The sequence below is a fragment of the Streptomyces sp. NBC_01016 genome, assembly GCF_026341035.1.
Taxonomy (GTDB): domain Bacteria; phylum Actinomycetota; class Actinomycetes; order Streptomycetales; family Streptomycetaceae; genus Streptomyces.
The window spans coordinates 550,264-568,431 of the sequence record NZ_JAPEOQ010000001.1 but is presented as its reverse complement, the minus strand read 5'-3'; the positions used below and the strand labels follow the sequence as shown (position 1 = coordinate 568,431).

General features: G+C 68.9%; 14 protein-coding genes. 7 read left to right on the top strand and 7 right to left on the bottom strand.

What is annotated here, in order from left to right:
* Positions 1 to 411: 411 nt before the first annotated feature.
* From OG746_RS02710 to OG746_RS02700, 3 genes are all read left to right on the top strand, one after another.
* Positions 412 to 759, top strand: coding sequence for a DUF6247 family protein (locus OG746_RS02710; RefSeq protein WP_266718674.1), 348 nt, complete (start codon positions 412 to 414; stop codon positions 757 to 759).
* 148 nt (positions 760 to 907) lie between these two features.
* Complete coding sequence (locus tag OG746_RS02705) at positions 908 to 1,129, top strand: hypothetical protein (RefSeq protein WP_266711248.1); 222 nt, start codon at positions 908 to 910, stop codon at positions 1,127 to 1,129.
* A 107-nt stretch (positions 1,130 to 1,236) separates the two neighbouring features.
* On the top strand, positions 1,237 to 2,358 hold the full coding sequence (locus OG746_RS02700) for an ADP-ribosylglycohydrolase family protein (RefSeq protein ID WP_266711247.1): 1,122 nt from the start codon (positions 1,237 to 1,239) through the stop codon (positions 2,356 to 2,358).
* 44 nt (positions 2,359 to 2,402) lie between these two features.
* Here OG746_RS02700 and OG746_RS02695 read toward each other — a convergent pair whose 3' ends face one another.
* The 3 genes from OG746_RS02695 to OG746_RS02685 all read right to left on the bottom strand — a co-directional run bounded on the left by OG746_RS02695 (position 2,403) and on the right by OG746_RS02685 (position 6,656).
* Positions 2,403 to 3,977 carry a sodium:solute symporter family protein gene (locus OG746_RS02695; RefSeq protein WP_266711246.1) on the bottom strand — a complete coding sequence of 525 codons (1,575 nt, stop codon included), beginning with the start codon at positions 3,975 to 3,977 and terminating at the stop codon, positions 2,403 to 2,405.
* 211 nt (positions 3,978 to 4,188) lie between these two features.
* Entirely contained in the window at positions 4,189 to 4,983 is a 795-nt protein-coding gene (locus tag OG746_RS02690) for an SDR family oxidoreductase (RefSeq protein WP_266711245.1), read from the bottom strand.
* A complete protein-coding gene (locus OG746_RS02685; protein ID WP_266711244.1) occupies positions 4,977 to 6,656 on the bottom strand; it encodes a recombinase family protein in 1,680 nt (559 codons plus the stop codon). Before OG746_RS02685 ends, OG746_RS02690 begins: the two co-directional genes overlap by 7 nt.
* A 74-nt stretch (positions 6,657 to 6,730) precedes the next feature.
* On the opposite strand from OG746_RS02685, the gene OG746_RS02680 reads away from it, so the two are divergent.
* Both OG746_RS02680 and OG746_RS02675 read left to right on the top strand, forming a co-directional pair.
* Entirely contained in the window at positions 6,731 to 7,636 is a 906-nt protein-coding gene (locus OG746_RS02680; RefSeq protein ID WP_524540364.1) for a hypothetical protein, read from the top strand.
* 244 nt (positions 7,637 to 7,880) lie between these two features.
* Positions 7,881 to 8,726 (top strand): helix-turn-helix domain-containing protein, encoded by an 846-nt coding sequence (locus tag OG746_RS02675; RefSeq protein ID WP_266718672.1) that lies wholly within the window; start codon positions 7,881 to 7,883, stop codon positions 8,724 to 8,726.
* A gap of 317 nt (positions 8,727 to 9,043) precedes the next feature.
* On the opposite strand, the gene OG746_RS02670 is transcribed toward OG746_RS02675, so the two are convergent.
* The 3 genes from OG746_RS02670 to OG746_RS02660 all read right to left on the bottom strand — a co-directional run bounded on the left by OG746_RS02670 (position 9,044) and on the right by OG746_RS02660 (position 11,448).
* The gene (locus tag OG746_RS02670) at positions 9,044 to 9,244 is read right to left on the bottom strand and encodes a DUF397 domain-containing protein (RefSeq protein WP_266711242.1); all 201 of its coding nucleotides are present in this window, start codon (positions 9,242 to 9,244) and stop codon (positions 9,044 to 9,046) included.
* A 288-nt stretch (positions 9,245 to 9,532) separates the two neighbouring features.
* Positions 9,533 to 10,390: a type II toxin-antitoxin system RelB family anti-toxin gene (gene relB / locus OG746_RS02665; protein ID WP_266711241.1), complete on the bottom strand. Its 858-nt coding sequence runs from the start codon at positions 10,388 to 10,390 to the stop codon at positions 9,533 to 9,535.
* Positions 10,391 to 10,710: 320 nt separating this feature from the next.
* On the bottom strand, positions 10,711 to 11,448 hold the full coding sequence (locus OG746_RS02660) for a GOLPH3/VPS74 family protein (protein WP_266711240.1): 738 nt from the start codon (positions 11,446 to 11,448) through the stop codon (positions 10,711 to 10,713).
* A 213-nt stretch (positions 11,449 to 11,661) separates the two neighbouring features.
* Between OG746_RS02660 and OG746_RS02655 the strand changes: the two genes are divergently transcribed.
* Complete coding sequence (locus OG746_RS02655) at positions 11,662 to 14,832, top strand: D-alanyl-D-alanine carboxypeptidase (RefSeq protein WP_266711239.1); 3,171 nt, start codon at positions 11,662 to 11,664, stop codon at positions 14,830 to 14,832.
* A gap of 163 nt (positions 14,833 to 14,995) precedes the next feature.
* Complete coding sequence (locus OG746_RS02650) at positions 14,996 to 16,852, top strand: DUF8823 domain-containing protein (protein ID WP_266711238.1); 1,857 nt, start codon at positions 14,996 to 14,998, stop codon at positions 16,850 to 16,852.
* A gap of 112 nt (positions 16,853 to 16,964) precedes the next feature.
* Here OG746_RS02650 and dgoD read toward each other — a convergent pair whose 3' ends face one another.
* Positions 16,965 to 18,116, bottom strand: a complete 1,152-nt coding sequence (dgoD, locus tag OG746_RS02645) for a galactonate dehydratase (RefSeq protein WP_266711237.1) — start codon at positions 18,114 to 18,116, stop codon at positions 16,965 to 16,967.
* Positions 18,117 to 18,168 lie beyond the last annotated feature (52 nt).

Sequence of the window (18,168 nt, the reverse complement as noted above, 5' to 3'; positions counted from 1 at the left end):
ATCCGGTGATCCGGTACGCCACCCCCCAAAGAAAGGGTTGGGAAAAACCAAACCCACCCACCTCACCTCCGGACGTAAGCCACCGGAGGGGCATCACTCGCGAGAGTGACGATCGCCAACTCGACTGGCGAACAAGCGAGTTCGTGGTGCACTCTCTGCCGCATATGCAAAGCGGCCCCCGCCGGGACTGGCATCCCGGACGAGGGCCTAACCACCAAGGAAGAAAGAGGCTTCCCGATGTCTGGGCAACAGATTAGCGCGCCTTCGCGCGCCCATTCCGGCCGTTCGGCCACACCGCCACGCGGCCTTCACCGCTCCCGGGAGCGCCACATGTCCGAGTTCACCGTCGTCGGGCATCACCTGGCGCAGCACGAGAACCTCTCGCTCACCGCGATCGGCCCGGAGGTCATCGTGAGTGTCCAGGCTGACGGCCCGTACGGACCGCTGATCCCCATGCCCGAGCTCACGCCGGACGCTCTGCGGGCAGCCGTCGCCAGGATCGCGCCGAGCCGGGTGCCCGCGCTCACGCAACACCTCTTCGAGGCGACGACGAATGCGCAGCAGACCCAGAGCCTGGCACCTCTGCGAGCGTTCGTTCACTCCTGGGCCGTGTTCGTGGCGATCGAGCGGCACCCCGCGCGGGCAGCCCGGCTGCGGGAGCTGGAGGGGCTGGTCGATGCGGGAGAGGGAGACCTGCGTGCCCCCATGGCCGAGATCCGGGCGATCCGGGAGACGGCTGAGGCAGAGGCCGGGTTGTGACCGACTGGACCTGGGACTACAACCCGAGCGCCGAGTACGTCATGGAAGGGCTTCCGCCGGGAGTGGTGGCGGATTCATCAGCTTCCTCGCGATTCCCCGGCACGCCTGTGTCTACATCTGCAATGTGACCTGGTACGGCTGAGTTGCCATGGGGCTGAAACTTGTACGTGTTCACGCGGACGAAGCGGACATCGCGCTGATCAAAGAAGCGTCAGGACGCCTGGGAGTGTCCGAGGACGAGCTGATCAGAGAGGGAATCCATCGCATCGCGATGGCCTGCCGTGTCTGGGACGAGCCCTTCATCGCCGATGAGCAGACCATCGATCTGGGCGAGGCGGGACCCACGAACAACCGCCCGTGCTCCGCGTGAGCGCAGGCGTCCACGATCCCATCACTTCGTGAACATTCCTGGTCGACGTCGGTCGATTACAGTGCTCGAAGCCGAAGGGTCGAGGGTCGTGACAGGAGGAGTCCCCCATGGGCGCAGCGCCCAACGCGGCGGCCGTCTGGGGCCGCACCGAACAGCAGGACTTCCGCAGCAGAGTGCGCGGGACCCTGCTCGGTGGCGCACTCGGTGACACCCTCGGCGCCCCGCTCGACGGCCTCACGCTCGACGGGATCCACGCCGAGCACGGGGACGAGGGGCTCAAGCAGCTGGTGCCCGTGTACGGGCGGACCGGCGCCATCACGGCCGCCACCCAGTTGACCCTGTTCACCGTCGACGGGCTCATCCGCGCCCAGGTGCGCCGCGACACCGGCGCCTGGCACCCGCCGACCGATGTGCACCGCGCCTATCTGCGGTGGGCGGCGACCCAGCGCGACTGGGGTCCCGACCTGCGCCGCAAGGAGGACGGCTGGCTGGCCCGCGAGGAGTGGCTGTACTCGCGGCGGGGCGCCGCGCAGGCGTGCCTGCTGGGGCTCGGCAACGACGTCATGGGGACGCTCGACCGACCCAAGAACCTGGACGCGGACGGCGCCGAGGCGGCGACCCGCTCCGCGCCGTTCGGGCTCCTCGTCGGCTGGGAGCCGCAGCTCGTGTTCCAGCTCTCCGTCGAGTGCGCCGTGCACACCCACGGCGCCGCGGAGGCCTACCTGGCGGCGGGCGCGTACGCGGTCCTCGTACACGCCCTCGCGCGCGGCGACTCCCTCGACGCCGCCGTGCAGCGCGCCCTTGCCCTGCTCGCCGCGCGCCCCGGGCACCCGCCCGTCGCGGACGCGCTCAAGCACGCGCTCGGCGCCGTACGGCAGGGCATGCCGACCGCGGCGCGGGTCGGGGAGCTGGTGGGCGACGGGGACGCGACCGGCGTGCTCGCGGCCGCCGTGTACTGCGCGCTCGTCAGCGACGACATCCGGCACGGACTCGGCCTCGCCGTGCACCACGACGGGCCCTCCGCGCAGGTCGGCGCGTTGTGCGGGAGCCTGCTCGGGGCGCTGCACGGGGAGACGGCGTTGCCGCCCGCGTGGGTGGCGGAGGTGGAGGGTCGGCCCACGATCCTGGAGCTTGCGGACGACTTCGCGATGGAGATGACGCAAGGCGCTGCGCTGCATGGGCCGGGGTCGGCTTCGGCGGGGTGGCTGGCGCGGTACCCGCGGGCGTAGGCCGCACCCCGGAAGGTGCGGCCCAGTGGTGGTTGGTCCTTCGGTCAGTCCTTCACCCGTGATCCGAGTACGTTGTCGCTCGCGCCGGCCGGTGCCGGTACCGCCGCCGCAGCAGCGCCGTCGTCGTCGGAGTTGATGGTCGCGATGATCGCGTCGCGCTCCGGGGTGTCCTCGGGCTTGATGTAGCCGATGAGGATGTAGAGGACCAGGGAGACGGCGAGCGGGATCGACACCTGGTACTGGAGCGGCACGCCGCCCTCGATGTTCCAGCTGATCGGGTAGTTCACCAGCCAGAACGCGAGCAGACCCATGCCCCAGCTGGTGAGCGCGGCGGTCGGCCCGGAGCGGCGGAACTGGCGCAGCAGGCCGAGCATCATCGGGATCGCGATCGGGCCCATCAGACCGGCCACCCACTTGATGACCACCGTGATGATGTCCTTGAACGTGGGCGAGTTGACCTGCGTGGCGACCGCCATGGACAGGCCCAGGAAGATCACCGTCGTCAGTCGGGCCGCCAACAGGCCGGTGCGGGGGCCCCACTGCCGTGCCTTCGAGGAGAGCGCGGGTGCCACGTCCCGCGTGAAGACGGCCGCGATCGCGTTGGCGTCGGAGGAGCACATGGCCATCGTGTGCGAGAAGAAGCCGACGATGACCAGGCCCAACAGGCCGTGCGGCAGCAGCTGTTCGGTCATCAGGCCGTACGAGTCGGAGCCGTCCGGCTTCTGCGCCTGCACGAGCAGCGGCGACATCCACATCGGGAAGAAGAGGACGACCGGCCAGATCAGCCAGAGCGAGGCCGACAGGTAGGCGGACCGCTTGGCCTCGCGCCCGCTGCTCGTCGCCATGTAGCGCTGGGCCTGGTTGAGCATGCCGCCGTTGTATTCGAAGAGCTTGATGAAGAGGAACGCGAGCAGGAAGACCGTGCCGTACGGGCCGACCAGCGGCTTGTCGTGGCCCTGCAGCTCGGGCCGGCTCCAGGCCTCGAAGAAGCCGATGTGCTTGTCGCTGAGCTTGAGGACGACCGCGATGAACATCGAGACCCCGGCCAGCAACTGGATGATGAACTGGCCGAGTTCGGTGAGCGCGTCCGCCCACAGGCCGCCGATCGTGCAGTAGACCGCGGTGATGGCACCGGTGATGAGGATGCCCTGGTTCAGGGACACACCCGTGAACACGGACAGCAGGGTGGCGATGGCCGCCCACTTCGCGGCCACGTCGACGATCTTCAGCAGCATCCCGGACCAGGCGAGCGCCTGTTGGGTGCCCAGGTTGTAGCGATTCTTCAAGTACTCCAGCGGGGAGGCCACATGGAGCTTGGAGCGCAGCCGGTTGATGCGCGGCGCGAACAGCCGGGCGCCGATGGCGATGCCGAGCGCGATCGGGAAGGACCAGGTGACGAAGGACGTCACGCCGTAGGTGTACGCGATACCGGCGTACCCGGTGAACATCACCGCGCTGTAGCCGGACATGTGGTGCGAGATGCCGGACAGCCACCACGGCATCTTGCCGCCCGCGGTGAAGAAGTCGGAAACGTTGTCGACGCGCTTGTGGGACCAGACGCCGATCGCGACCATCACGCCGAAGTAGGCGATGAGCACGACCCAGTCGAGACTGTTCATGTGCCCCCTCCAGGGGTTCCGCTGCACAACGGTTGCCCCCGGTAAGGGTGTTGGGGACGTGGGGGATTGAACCTCCGTGCTTGGGGCCGGTCAAGGGTTCTGCAGTCATGGATATGAACCCCGGACAGAATTCAGAACGTGGCGAAACTCGGGGAGGGGCCGGTTCACCCTGGCTGACCTGCGGTATCGGCAGGTGTCCCGAGCCGGTCGGCTACCGCATGAGTTCTCCGGCGTTCACCAGGAGCTGCTGGCCGGTGATCGCGCGCGCCCGGTCGGAGGCGAGGAACACCGCCGCGTCCGCCACGTCCCCGTCCGTCGCGAGGTCCGGCAGCGCCATCCGCTCGGTGAGCCGCCCGAGCACCTCGTCCTCGGGCACGCCCTCGGTCTGCGCGGTGATCTGTACGTAGGCCTGCACGGGCGGGCCCCACATCCAGCCGGGCAGCACGGTGTTCACCCGGACCCGGTGCGGCCCGACCTCCCGCGCCAGCGAGTACATGGCGCTCGTCAGGGCGCCCTTGGACGCCGCGTACGCCGCCTGCCGGACCTGGGAGGGCGCCGCGATCGCCGACTGCGTCCCGATGAAGACGACCGAGCCGCCGCGCTCCTTGAGGGCGGGCAGGCAGGCGCGGGTCATCCGCAGCGTGCCGAACAGGTTCACGTCGACGACCTTGCTCCAGGTCTCGAAGTCGGCATCCTCCAGGCCGCCGAAGTAGCTGTCCCAGGCCGCGACGTGGACGACCGCGTCCACGCCACCGAATCGCTCGCGCGCCAGATCCGCGAGCGCCTCGCACTGCGCCTCGTCGGCGATGTCGGTCGAGCGGAACGCGGTCCGCTTGCCCTCCGGGTCCAACTCCTTTGCGCATGCAGCGAGATGGGCCTCGGTGCGCGCCCCGAGCACCGCGTTCCCGCCGTCGCGCAGCACGGCCTCCACCACCTGGCGGCCGAGCCCCGCGCCCACCCCGGAGACGATCACGGTCTTCCCCGCAAGCAGTTCCGCATTCACCATCGGTCGCCTCCTGGCTGTAGCAGCTCATCTGACGGTGCGTCAGAGTACGGCTGGGTGTGAATGGAGGGAAGGTCCTCGGCGTACTCGGGGACGATGTGGGCGGGATTGAACGGTGCACGCCCCTTCCCGGACGGCATGACGTACACGGCCTTGAACACCTCGGCCACGATGGTGCGTCGTTGTTCGAGGTTTCCCGTCTGCCACTCGGCTGCGTAGTCGCGGATCGACGGCTCGGCGCTCCGTGCGCCGGTGGCCTCCAACTGTCGTGACAGCTCGCGGAGTTGGGCGTTCAGGGTAGAGAGTGTCAGGTAGTAGTCGTCCGGGCTCATACCCCGAAGTGCGGCGTCATCTGTGGCCCACGCCCTGACAAGGTCCCGCTTCCGCTCGGTTATTGCCGAGATGTGGTCCTGGATCTCGGTCACCGATGGGAGTGGTGTGTCGACTGGGAGGGGGTCGTAAACCTGAGCCCGCGCCCAGTCCGCGATCAGCTCTTCCAGGCGGGCGTCGACCGGCGCCGCACGACGGCTGACCTTGCCACACGCGCCCCTGACCTTGCCCGGACAGTAGTAGATGACGTGCCCACGCCGGGATACCCACTTGGCGCTCATGGGCGCCTTGCAGATGCCGCATCTGAGGTATCCGGTGAACACGTACTTGCGCTGATTGGCGCCATCGGGGTTCCGCGAGATGCCCCGTTCCTGGTCGAGGAGCCTGCGGCGGCCGAGCTCCAGCTGGCTGTGGGCCCACACCTTCTGTGAGACGACGGGCTCCCATGTGCCCGTGACTGGAGTGCCGTCCTCACCCAGCAGGACGCGTTCCCATCCGTCCCGCTGGCGGGTGTACTCGCTGCGGTGCTTCCCCCGGTAGGAGACGAAGCCGCAGTAGCGGGGGCTGGTCAGGATGCCCTTCACCGCCGCGGGTGACCACGCGCCCCCACGTGGCGAGGGAATGTTGTCCTTGTTGAGTTCGCGAGCGATCCCGGCGATCGATGCGCCGGTCGTGAAACGCGAGTAGATGCGGCCCGCGATCCTTGCCCGGTCCTGGCGGAGGGTCCCGTCCGGGTTCCATGCGTAGGGGGCCCTGCCGGTCAGCTTGCCCGCTGCGGCATCCGCGAGATGGCCTCGTGCGACCCTCCGGGCGGTGTCCTCCGAAGCTTTGAGCGCCATGATGCACTGGATGCGGGCCGTGTGCCGATCGGGGCCATTGATCAGGTTGAGGCCCCCGGTGACACCTGCGGCGGGGTGCTTGGTGTGCTCGACGACATCGATCAGGTCTTCGAGGTCCCGGGGCTGACGCACCAGCCGGTCGGTGTCGTAGAAGATGACGCCGTCGATACGGCCCGTGAGGAGGTCGGCGAGCATGCGTCGGAACTCGGGACGTACGACCACCCAGTCGACCGAGCCGTCGGTCCGCATGATTCGTCTCTTCTTGAAAGCTCCGGTGTCGTTCTCCCGGTAGACCTCGGTGAATGTGCCCCACCCGAGCTCCGTCCGCCGCTGATCGGCATCCTCGAGCTGTAGGCCGACGCCCCGTTCATCTCCTCGCCGGTCGAGCGACGTGCGCAGATACGCGCCTGGGCGCCGGGGGACGTATGCATGTGGCGGATCGTCGGCGGAACGCCTGAGCGGAGCGGGGCGACGCGCCTGTTCAGGGATGACGATGGCGTCGGGCAAAGGTCCGGACTGCGCGTCGGTCGGAACGCGGTGCTCATTCATGAAGCCTCCTGGGCTACGGGCATTCTCACGCGATGAAAACTGACGTACCGTCAGACAGGCTGAGGCGGCTGGGAGATGGAGGGCAAGCGGTGGAAGGCGATCACGAGGACACCTATCCGGACCTGTACGCCAAACTGGCGTCGGTCGGTCCCTACGGCGCAAAGTTCGGGCATGCGCTCATCACGATGGTGGAGCCGCACGCGGGGCATGAGCGGGAGTACCACAGGTGGTACGAAGATGATCACTACATCGCTGGAGCGATGGCGATGCCGTGGATGTTCGCAGGCCGGCGCTGGGTGGCGACCCGTGAACTCCAGGAGCTGCGCTACCCGGAGAAGTCGGCCGTCGCACAGCCGGTGACCACCGGATGCTTCATCTCGACGTACTGGGTGACGGACGGGCGCTACGACGAGCACATGAAGTGGACCGTCGGAATCAACAAGAGGCTGAACCGGGACGGACGGGTCTACCAGGACCGGACGCATGTCTTCACGGCCTTCCAGGATCATGAGGCGACGGTCTATCGGGACGGAGCCGCCGGCCCGAGGGACTTCCATGCGCTCGACTACCCGTACAAGGGGCTCGTGGTGGAGGTCATCGACGCTGAAGGAGCCCAGCAGCGCACCGAGTTGCTGGAGTGGCTGCGGTCGGAGCATCTGCCGGAGGTGCTCCAGGGTGGCCCCGCGGCCATGGTGGTGGCCTTCCGGCCGACGCCATTGCCGGGGGACCGGATGACGTATGTGAAGCAGGTCGAGGGCGTCGACACCCGGCTGACGCTGCTCTGGTTCCTGGAGCGGGACCCGCGGGAGTGCTGGGAAGGGAACTTCACCGGCCTTGACTCCAGGGTTGCTGAATCGGGCCTGGGCCGCGTGGAGTTGGTGGCGCCGTTCATCCCGACCGTTCCCGGCACCGATCGATACCTCGACGAACTGCGCTGAACCACTGGTCGACGGTGGCGCACAGATGGACGACAACGTGTCGATTCGTCCGAGTCGGAGTCACGGTTCCTCCCGATTGCGGTCACGGACCGTACTGGATCGATGTCGGCGGGTGTCGACGTTGTGAAGTGTCCGGCCGCTCCTCTCGACCTTGCAAGCAGTTCTTCATGATCTGAAAACTTTCACTCGTGTGAGGGTGTCGCTGCGGCTTCCGCAACTGCGAGACTTCTGCCGGGAGGTCCGCATGGGAGAAGCAACATCCGCGCGTAGACGCAGAGTTGGAGCTCAGCTCAGACATTGGCGGGTGCGCGAAGGGCTCACGCTCCAAGACGTCGCCGATCGGCTGGAGGTGAGTCTTGCCACGGCGAGCAGATGGGAGACGGGGCGTACGAAACTCTCTCTCGACGTGTACTCCCGGCTCGCGGATCTGTACCGCGTGGGCGACGACCGCCGCTACTTCGAGGGGCTGTGCCGGGACGCGGACGACGCCGGCTGGTGGGCGAGCTACAGCGACGTGATCTCGCACGGGGTGCGGGATTTCATGGAGCTGGAGGCTCAGGCGTCACGGGAGTTCGTCTTCTGCACCATGACGGTGCCTGGCCTGTTGCAGACCGCCGATTACCGGCGGGCCGTCGTGCTGGCTCGAGGGGCACCGGACGACATGCCCCGGAAGGCGGACCTGGTGGCGGACATGAACTCGGCCAGGCAGGCCCTCCTGACGCGACTGTCGGAGCCGTTCGAACTGCATGCGGTCATCCAGGAAGCCGTGCTGTTGCAGGAGTTCGAAGAGCAGCCGGAGATCATGCGGGACCAGCTGCGACGGCTGAAGGAGCTGAGCGGTAGGGGCAACGTGGTGCTTCAGATCGTGCCGCTCCGAAAGTCTGTACACGCGGGAGCCAACGGGGACTTCACCATCCTCGTGTACGACGGCGGTGGCGCCACCGTCTACAACGAACTGCTCGCTTCCAGTGTCATGACGCATGATCCCGAGGAGGTCGATGCGTACAGGGCTGCGATGAAGGCACTGGTGGAAGATGTCGCGCTGCCCGTCGACGAGTCGCTCCGCCTGCTGCGGAAGTTGGCCCGCTAGGTAGGGCCAGCCGGTCGAAGACCACCGCGTCCGTCATCTGCGGGTTGTGGCACCCCAGCGGGTATGTGTCCTGGAGCTCGGGCGGCAGACGCAGGAACCCTTTGCGAATCGACGCCGACTTCGACGCATTCACGACCTACTGGTGGACGCTCTTGGTGAGCAGGCCCCGGACAGCGCCGAGCCCCCTCGGCCAGGACGGCGGACCAGTCGAGAGGGCTCTGTCAGTGGTGCGATGTTGCGTGGTGCTGTTTTGCATGTTGCGGTCTTGCGTAGTGCTTTCTTGCGTGTTCGGTTGTCTCACGGAGTTGGCTGGGGGGTCAGCTGGCGACCCGGCTCATCTCCGTGACGAAGGCGCTCCATGAAGCCGGCGCGAATGCCAGGTTCGGGCCCTGCGGGTCCTTGGAGTCGCGTACGTCCACCGCGTGGGCGGCGGGAGACTTGATCTCCACGCACGCGCCGTTCCCTGCGGAGTACGAGGACTTGATCCAGGTGGGCTGTGCGCCCTTGGTGATTGCCATGATCTGCTCCGGTCTGGCCATTGATCCCTTGCTGAGCCGCGGACTTGCTGCGGCTTTGCGCCAACACCATGTCGGTTGGTGGCGTGATCGACGCTACTCGCCGACCGGGGGCGGCGGTGGGGCCATTCACTCGACCGGATGGCATATTCCAGGTGGGTCTTCCATGAGCCCGTGGGAAAGGTGTACCGTGCGGCGCTTTCCCACGGGCCGGGCCCGGATCGGAGGCCTGAACTCTGCGGTCCGTTACGCGAGTTGGACTTCTTCGACCTTCAGTGAGTGTGTCGGACTTCAGCGCGTGTGGCGCTTCGCGGCTTCCAGGATGAACTGCCGGGACTGCTCCACGTTCAGCGCCTGGGCGCGCAGATGCTCGTACATGACGCTGTACTTCTGCACGTCCTGCGTCTTCTCCAGGTAGAGGTCGCTGGTGACGCCCTCGATGTAGACGACGCTGGAGTCCGCCGCGTCGGGGAACTCGAGAATCGCGTACTGCCCCGTGATCCCCGGATGCGCGCCCATCTCGAAGGGCAGCACCTGCACGGTGACATGGGGGAGCCCGGACACCTCCGCGAGGTGCTCCAGCTGCTCGCGCATCACCACGGACCCGCCGACGGCGCGGCGCAGCGCCGCCTCGTCCAGGACCACCCACAGGCGCAGCGAGTTGGCCTCGTCGTCGATCCGCTCCTGGCGGCGGATACGGACCTGGACGCGCTTCTCGACGTCCGTGAGCGAGGCCTCGGGCATCGCGCCCTGGATCAGCGCCTCCGCGTAGCCGCGGGTCTGCAGCAGACCGGGGATGCACTGCGACTCGTACACGCGCAAGGAAGCGGCGTCGGTCTCCAGGCCGATGTAGACGCTGTAGGGAATGTCGCCGAAGGAGTGCCACCAGCCTTGCTGGCGCGAATCCTTGGCCATTTGCATCAGCGAGTCGATGACCCGGTGGTCCTCGACCTCGTACACGCCGCACAGATCGCGTACGTCGCGCTGGCTGATGCTGCGCCGCCCGTTCTCCAGGCGGCTGATCTTCGACTGCGACACCAGCAGGCGCTCGGCGACCTCTTCGGCGGTCATGCCCTTGAGTTCGCGGAGCCGGCGCAGCTCCTGGCCCAACCGGCGTCGCCTGACGGTGGGATTGACGTTGGACGCCACGGACGTGCACCTCCGGCTACGTGCATTTCTTTGTTCTGCATACGTTGCGTGTCTATTGCTCAGCAGATTGCCACCCCGGGGCGGCTCTGCGCTGGGAAACGGCGGATGTGCACGGGACGCACATGCGGGTTGCACGTGCCTCCTACGCAGCACAAACGCGACCGCGCGGGGTGACGTGCCGGGGCGTCGTCCTCACGCCCGGCGCATCACCCCGCGCGGTACAGCGGCTCCCGGACCGGTTCTTGGGGACTACGGTGCGGCGCTGTGGTGCTACGGGTGGTGCTTGTGGTGCTGCGGGTGGTGCTGGTGCTGCGGTTCGCCTAGTGGGCCACGGCCCGAGCCATGGAACCGCGGCGTGGCTGCATCGGAACGCCGCGAGCGGGCTCCGGTGCGCCCCGACCGGCCGAGGGGGCCGGTGAGCGGCGTGGCTGTACCGCCACACCGTTCTGGACGTCCATCACGGCGTGCGCCACGAGGCCGCCCATCGGGTCGTGCCTGATCAGGTCCCGCAGCCGGGAGCGTGAGGACCTGCCCTCGTTGCCCGGATACAGGTGCTTGCCGAGTCCGACCGCATGGGCCAGTGCGGCGAGCGCCGCGGTCCGTGGGTCCGGTGGGACCCCGGTGCGGATCGCGCTGTCCAGCCGGGCTCTGATCTCCCGGCTGACCGCCGACTCCGTCGCTTGGTAGCGAGTCGTCGGCAGTACCCCGCACATCTGTCCGGCCACGGCATGCACCATGCCGCACCGCTCCAGGTGCGAGAGGTAGGTCTGTCGCAGGCCAAGTCGTGGCCCGCCTATCCAGTGGACGGCCCGTACGGGAGCGCCACGCCTTCGCAGCAACTCCAACGCGCAGTCCAGAGTCGGATCTCCGGTCGGCCGTGGTGCCACCACGGCGATACGATCCCCGTCTGGGGCTATCCGTCCGGCCAGCGCCAGCTCTACTAGCTGTGCTCCGGCCAGACCTAGGTCGAGCGACTGCGGCTGCGCTGTGGTACCCGTGGCCGGGTCCAGAGCGAGCAGCAGAAGCTCCTCCGGAAGTGTTCTGCGGCTCCTGCCCATCCATGCCTCCCCGCGTGGATGAATGACAGGGTGACCCCTCTCACATTGGTCTGTCGAGAGTGCGTGGGGGGTTTGGACGGGAACCTGTAGGTATGTCGTTCTCGTCTACCACGTGGGTTAAGCCCCCACACAGGACACTGGTACATGGTTCGGACAGGGCTGGTCTGTCCGGCGACAAGTGGTTGAGTGGTTCATTCGGTCGAGGAGGCATCGGTGGCGGGGACCCCCGACAAGTCGGGAGAGCACAAGGCGTCGGGAGGCCCGGCTCCGGAGGACCCGCGTCTCGCGGTGTCGCGGGGCGTGGACCAGGAGACGGCGGTGTTCTCGGTCCGCGACGCGGCGGGCGAGGACCCGGATACGGGCGCCTCGGCCCCCGATCCGGACGCCGGCGACGACCGCCTGCGGGCGGCCGTGGCGGCCTGGGTGGCGGGCGACGAGAGCCCCACCGACGCGTCTGCAGTTGCAAATTCGAGCGGTGGTGACGGGGAGGCGGATTCCGCGGCCGCGGGTGCGGGTGCGGGCGCCAAGCCCACCAACTCGGCCACCGGTTCCACTGGTGACGCCGACTCCGACGCGGACGACACCACGACCGACGCCGACAAGCCCTCCGGCGCGAAGGCGGCCGCTGAGAACGACGACAAGGCGGACGCCACGAGCGACAACAAGCCGACCGACAAGCCCGCCGCCAAGGCGGATGCCGGGGGCGATGCCCGGGGCGGCGCCAAGGCCGACGGCAGGCTGGCCGCCAAGGGTGACGGCAAGTCCACCGCCGGGGCGGGCGCCAAGCCGACTGCTGAGGGCGACGCGCAGGCGGATCCCCAGGGCGAGGCCCAGACGGATCCTCGGGGCGATGCCTGGGGCGGCGCCAAGGCCGACGCAAAGCCGGTCGCTGAGGGCGACGGCAAGGCGGCGGCTACAGGCGGCAGCAGGGCGGCCGCCGCCTCGGCCGCCAAGGGCGACAGCGAGTCCGACGCCAAGGGTGGCGGCAAGTCCGCCGCCGGGGGTGGCGGCAAGACGGCCGCTACGGGCGGCGCCCAGGCGGACGCGCAGCCGACTGCCAAGGGCGATGCCCACGGCGACGGCAAGACGGCCGCCAAGGCTGACGCCACGCTGGCCGCTGAGGGCGACAGCGAGTCCGACGCCAAGGGCGACGGCAAGACGGACGCCCAGGCGGATGCCAAGGGCGATGCCCGGAGCAACGGCCGGGACGGCGTCAAGTCCGGCGCCAAGCCGGTCGCTGAGGGCGACAGCAAGCCCGGCCCCATGCCGGCCGCCAAGTCCGACGCCCGTGGCGCCGGGAAGTCAGCCGGCAAGGCGGACGCCACGTCCGGCGCTCAGGCCGACGTGCAGTCGGTCGCCGAGGCCGGTGCCCAGGCAGCCGCCAAGGCCGACGCCAAGCCGGCCGCTGAGGGCGACAGCAGGTCCGACAGCAAGTCCGGCCCCAAGGCCGACGCGCAGCCGACCGCCAAGGGCGATGCCCGCGGCGACGGCAAGACTGACGCCACGTCCGCCGCTCAGGGCGGCGCGAAGCCGGACGCCAAGTCCGGTCCCAAGGGCGACGGGAAGTCGGCCGACGGTAAGGCGGCCGCTAAGTCCGGCGCCAAGGGCGGCGGGAAGCCGGTCGACAAGGCCGACAGCGAGTCAGCCGCTACATCCGGCGCCCAGCCGGACGCCGAGGCCGACGTCCAGCCGGCCGACAAGGCCGACAGCAAGGCGGCCGCCAAGGCCGGCGGGAAGCCGGTCGCCGAGGCCGCCAGCACCGCGGACGCCAAGTCCGACGGCAAGGCCGATGGGAAGTCGGCCGACAAGGCCGGTGCCAAGGCGGGCGGGAAGCAGGCCGCCAAGGCCGACGGGAAGTCCGACGCCAAGGGTGACGGCAAGGCCGACCAGCCCACCGCCGTCTTCAAGGCCGTCCCGCAGCCCGTTGATCAGCCGACCACCACGCTCAAGGCGGCCGGGACCGCCAAGAGCAGTAAGTTCGTGCCGCTCAAGGGGCTTGATGAGGGCAAGGCCACCGGTAAGGAGTTGCCGCCGGAGGCCGAGCAGCCCACCGTCGAGCCGGCCGAGCGGACGACCCAGCAGCCGTTGCCGCCGAAGCCGCCGCTCGACCTGCTCGCCGAGCTGACCAACACCCCGCCGCCCGCGGAGACCCGGGTCCGTACCGCGGTGCGCCGGGTCAAGGTGTGGACGCCGCTCGTCATCCTGTTGATCATCGTGTTCGGGGTCGTGCAGGCCGTTCGTCCGCTGCCGACGCCGTCCCTCACGCTCACCAGCGACGCCACGTACAGCTTCGACGGCGACAAGGCGTCGCTGCCGTGGCCGGGCGAGGGCCAGGGCTGGATGGACGTCCAGGGCATCGGCACGATGGACAACTTCGGCAAGCAGACGCCCGTGCCGATCGGTTCCGTCGCCAAGTCCATGACCGCGTACATCGTGCTCAAGGACCACCCGCTGAAGGCGGGCGCCGACGGTCCGTCGATCACCGTCGACGCCACCGCCGAGAAGGAGGGCGGCTACGACGCCGACGGGCAGAACGAGTCGACGCTCAACACCGTCAAGGAGGGCGACAAGATCTCCCAGAAGGACGCGCTCGCGGCGGTCATGATCCCGTCCGCGAACAACATCGCGCGTCTGCTGGCCCGTTGGGACGCCGGCTCCGAGGAGGCGTTCGTCAAGAAGATGAACGCCACCGCCAAGAAGCTGGGGATGAAGAACACCACCTACACCGACCCCTCCGGCCTCAAGGAGAGCACCGTCTCCACCGCCGAGGACCAGGTGAAGCTCGGCAACGAGCTGGTGCAGATTCCGGCGCTGACGGACATCACCAAGTTGCCCACCTGGACCGACCCGTCCGGCAAGAAGTGGACCAACTACAACCGCCTGGTGCCCTACGACGGCGCCATCGGCATCAAGACCGGCACGACGACCAAGGCCGGCGGCAACCTGCTCTTCGCCGCCACCAAGGACGCCGGCGGCTCGACCGTCACGGTCGTCGGCGCGATCCTCGGCCAGCACAAGGCGCCGATCATCGACACGGTCAACGCGGTCAGCAAGACCGCGATGCTCGCTGCCCAGGACGCCGTCACCTCGTCCACGGTCTTGAAGAAGGGCGACGTCGTCGGTTACGTCGACGACCAGCTCGGCGGGCACACCCCGGTCACGGTCACGAAGGACGTCAAGGCCGTCGGCTGGGCCGGCAAGACCGTGCACCTGCAACTCGCCGACCAGGACGGCAAGTCCGTGCCGCACACCGGCAAGTCGGGGGAGACGGTCGGCGTGCTCGAGGTCGGCGACGGTGAGGGCGGCGCCGTGGAGGTGCCGGTGGCCCTCCAGAAGGGCCTCACCGAGCCCGGATTCGGCGCGAAGCTGACCCGCGTCGGCTGATCGCCCCAAGGACCGCCCCCCGGTCCGCTCGTGGGAGGCCGAAGCCCTTCGGCCTCCCACGGCGCCCGTTCGCGGACCCCGTGCTAGCGTCGCGAGACCGGGCAGGCGGGGGACGCCCACCCGTTCATTCACAACGGCACACGGGTAAACGGGAGTGTAGGGAGTGGCCACAGCGAGGCCGACGCGCGCCGACGACGCGAAGCCCGGGACGGGCGGGAGCCGCCCCCGGACACAAGTCCCCGAGCAGCCCAAAGGGCATGCGAACACAGCGAATGCGGCCACCGGCGAACCGGACGTCGGCACGCGCCTGGCGCGTTTCGTCCGGCACCCCGTCACCCTCGCCACAGCGGTCGCCGCACTCCTCCATCTCATCTGGTTCTTCACGTTCGCGAACAGCGGCGGGGACCTCGCGGCGCAGGACGCCTGGGCCGAGTTCGTCGGTCGGCACCCCGACTCCGCGTACAACCTCGCCTGGTACGGCGGCATGCACCCGGTGTCGTACAGCGTGGTCTCGCCGTATCTGATGTCGGTGTTCGGCGTGCGCACGACGATGATGGGCGCAGGCACGCTCTCGGCGACGCTGCTGACCATGATCCTCATCCGTACGCGGGTGGTGGCGAAGCCCCTGTGGCCCGCGCTCGCCGGCGTCTTCGCGCTCCTGTGCAACGCCGCGTCGGGGCGCGTCACCTTCGGCCTCGGCATGATGTTCGGGCTCGCGGCGACGGCCGCGGTGTTCTGCTGGCCGTACCGCTGGCGCTACAAGCGCTGGGCGAAGGCGGCCGTGGCGGCGCCGCTCGCGGGCATCGCGACCGCCTGTTCGCCGGTGGCGGGGCTCTTCGTCGGACTCGTCGCCGTGGCGCTTTTCTTGCAGAAGCGGCGGCCCGGAGCGTACGCGCTCGGGCTCGCGCCGACCGCCGTCGTCGTGCTCTCCGCGTGGCTGTTCCCGTTCTCCGGTACGCAGCCGATGTCGTTCTGGTCGGCGTTGCTGCCGATGGTGTACGGCGTCCTCGTGTACGTCCTCGTGCCCAAGGAGTGGGTGACGGTCCGGATCACGTCCGCCGTCTACACCCTGGCGACCCTCCTGGTGTGGCTGATCAGTTCGCAGATCGGCTCCAACATCACCCGGCTCCCGATGCTGTTCGCGGGCGTCGCGCTGCTCGCGGCGCTGCCGTTCACGCAGAAGCGCTCGCGCAAGTGGTACGTCCTCGTGGTCACGTTCGTCGCCTTCAACGCGTGGATCGGCTTCAAGTCGGTCGACGACGTCGTGCGCACGACCCCGGCCGCCTCCTGGGCCCGTGAACTGGCGCCGCTCGTCAACGAGTTGCAGGAGGTCCGCGCCGAGCACGGCCGCGTCGAGGTGGTGCCCGCCCGCTCGCACCGCGAGGCCTCCGCGCTCGCCCCGTACGTGAACCTGGCGCGCGGCTGGAACCGGCAGGCCGACATGGAGCGCAACCCGCTCTTCTACGACGACACCCTCAACTCGGCGAACTACCGCGAGTGGCTGCGGCGTTGGGCCGTTCACTATGTGGTGCTGCCCAAGGACGAGCCGGACGGCAAGGGCGCGGAGCGCGAGCGGCAGTTGGTGCGGCGGGGTCTGCCGTACCTGAAGCAGGTGTGGGGCGACGCCAACTGGCAGCTGTTCGCCGTCACCGACCCGACGCCGCTCGCCGAGCCGCACGCGGTCGTCGACGCGGCGGAGCAGGGCGAGCTGACCATCGAGGTGACCCGGCCGGGGCGCGTACACATCCGCGTCCCGTACTCGCCGTGGCTGTCGGTCGTCGACGCCGAGGGCAAGAGCCTGGGGGCGCCGAAGGAGACGGAGGCGTCGAAGCGGGCGCGGGAGGCGAACGACTCCCTCCCGAAGCGGTACGCGAACGTGCACGGGTGCCTGGTGGAGACGGAGAAGGACGAGGCGGGGGACGCGTGGACGGAGCTGTTGGCCCCGAAGCCCGGCACGTATCGCCTTGCGGCGCCGTACCAGTTGCCTCGGGGGACGCCGTGCCCCGAGGAGCTCAGGTAGGCCCCATTTAAGCCCCGCTCTGGGACGAGACTCGCGGGGTCCGGGGCAGAGCCCCGAGGCCTCAGCCACGGCGCCGCCTGCTCAATCGCCGCAGGGGCTTAATCGGGCGTGATCACCACTCCGCGAAAGAACCGTCCGCGTGGCGCCACACCGGGTTGTGCCAGCGATGGCCGGAGGCGGCCGCCTTGATCACGGCCTGTTCGTCGATCTCGATGCCGAGCCCGGGCCCGGTCAGCCGCGCCATGTGCCCGTCCGTGGAGTCGAAGGCGAAGACGGACGGGTCGACGAGGTAGTCGCCGAGGTCGGAGCCCACGTTGTAGTGGATGCCGAGGCTGGTCTCCTGGATGAACGCGTTCGGCGACGCGAAGTCGACCTGGAGGCACGCCGCGAGCGCGATCGGCCCGAGCGGACAGTGCGGGGCCAGGCCCACACCGTGCACCTCGGCCTGCGCGGCGATCCGCCGGGTCTCCGAGATGCCGCCCGCGTGGCTCAGGTCGGGCTGCGCGAGCGCGATGCCGGAACGCAGCACCGGGTCGAAGTCCCAGCGGGAGTAGAGCCGTTCACCGGTGGCGACCGGAATGGACGTGGACGCGGTGAACTCGCCGTACTGCGATGTGAGTTCAGGGAGCAGCGGCTCCTCGATGAACATCGGGCGCAGCGGTTCGAGGGCGCGGGCGAGCTGCTTGGCCAGCGCCGGGGACGTACGACCGTGGAAGTCGACGGCGACGCCTCCGTCGGGGCCCAGCACGTCCCGCACGGAGGCGACGCGCTCGACGACCGCGTCGATCTCGCGCGAGGGCTCGAGGTGCCGCATCCGGCCGCCGACGTTCATCTTCACGGCGCGGTAGCCCTGTTCGAGGCGCTGCGCCGCGTGCTCGGCGGCCTCGCTCGGGTCGTCGCCGCCGATCCACGAGTACATCCGCATCCGGTCCCGGACGGCGCCGCCCAGCAGATCGTGCACCGGGACGCCGTGGAACTTGCCCTTGATGTCCCACAGGGCCTGGTCGATCCCGGACACGGCGGACGACAGCACGGGCCCGCCGCGGTAGAACCCGCCCTTCGTCATGACCTGCCAGTGGTCCTCGATCCGCAGCGGATCCTGCCCGACGAGGTAGTCGCTCAGCTCATCGACGGCAGCAGCGACAGTGTGCGCCCGCCCCTCGACAACGGGCTCTCCCCACCCGGTGACCCCTTCATCGGTCTCAACCTTCAAAAACAGCCAACGGGGAGCAACAAGGTAAGTGGTAAGCGAGGTGATCTTCATGACGCATCCTTACGAATAGGCTTCGGCGGCGATTGAGCCCAATGCAGCCCCG

Excerpts from the sequence above, each read along its gene's own strand:
- dgoD (WP_266711237.1), bottom strand. The coding sequence starts at position 18,116 with ATGAAGATCACCTCGCTTACCACTTACCTTGTTGCTCCCCGTTGGCTG.
- OG746_RS02695 (WP_266711246.1), bottom strand. The coding sequence starts at position 3,977 with ATGAACAGTCTCGACTGGGTCGTGCTCATCGCCTACTTCGGCGTGATG.
- OG746_RS02690 (WP_266711245.1), bottom strand. The coding sequence starts at position 4,983 with ATGGTGAATGCGGAACTGCTTGCGGGGAAGACCGTGATCGTCTCCGGG.
- OG746_RS02670 (WP_266711242.1), bottom strand. The coding sequence starts at position 9,244 with ATGGCAATCACCAAGGGCGCACAGCCCACCTGGATCAAGTCCTCGTAC.
- OG746_RS02705 (WP_266711248.1), top strand. The coding sequence starts at position 908 with ATGGGGCTGAAACTTGTACGTGTTCACGCGGACGAAGCGGACATCGCG.
- OG746_RS02700 (WP_266711247.1), top strand. The coding sequence starts at position 1,237 with ATGGGCGCAGCGCCCAACGCGGCGGCCGTCTGGGGCCGCACCGAACAG.
- OG746_RS02675 (WP_266718672.1), top strand. The coding sequence starts at position 7,881 with ATGGGAGAAGCAACATCCGCGCGTAGACGCAGAGTTGGAGCTCAGCTC.
- OG746_RS02660 (WP_266711240.1), bottom strand. The coding sequence starts at position 11,448 with ATGGGCAGGAGCCGCAGAACACTTCCGGAGGAGCTTCTGCTGCTCGCT.
- OG746_RS02680 (WP_524540364.1), top strand. The coding sequence starts at position 6,731 with ATGAAAACTGACGTACCGTCAGACAGGCTGAGGCGGCTGGGAGATGGA.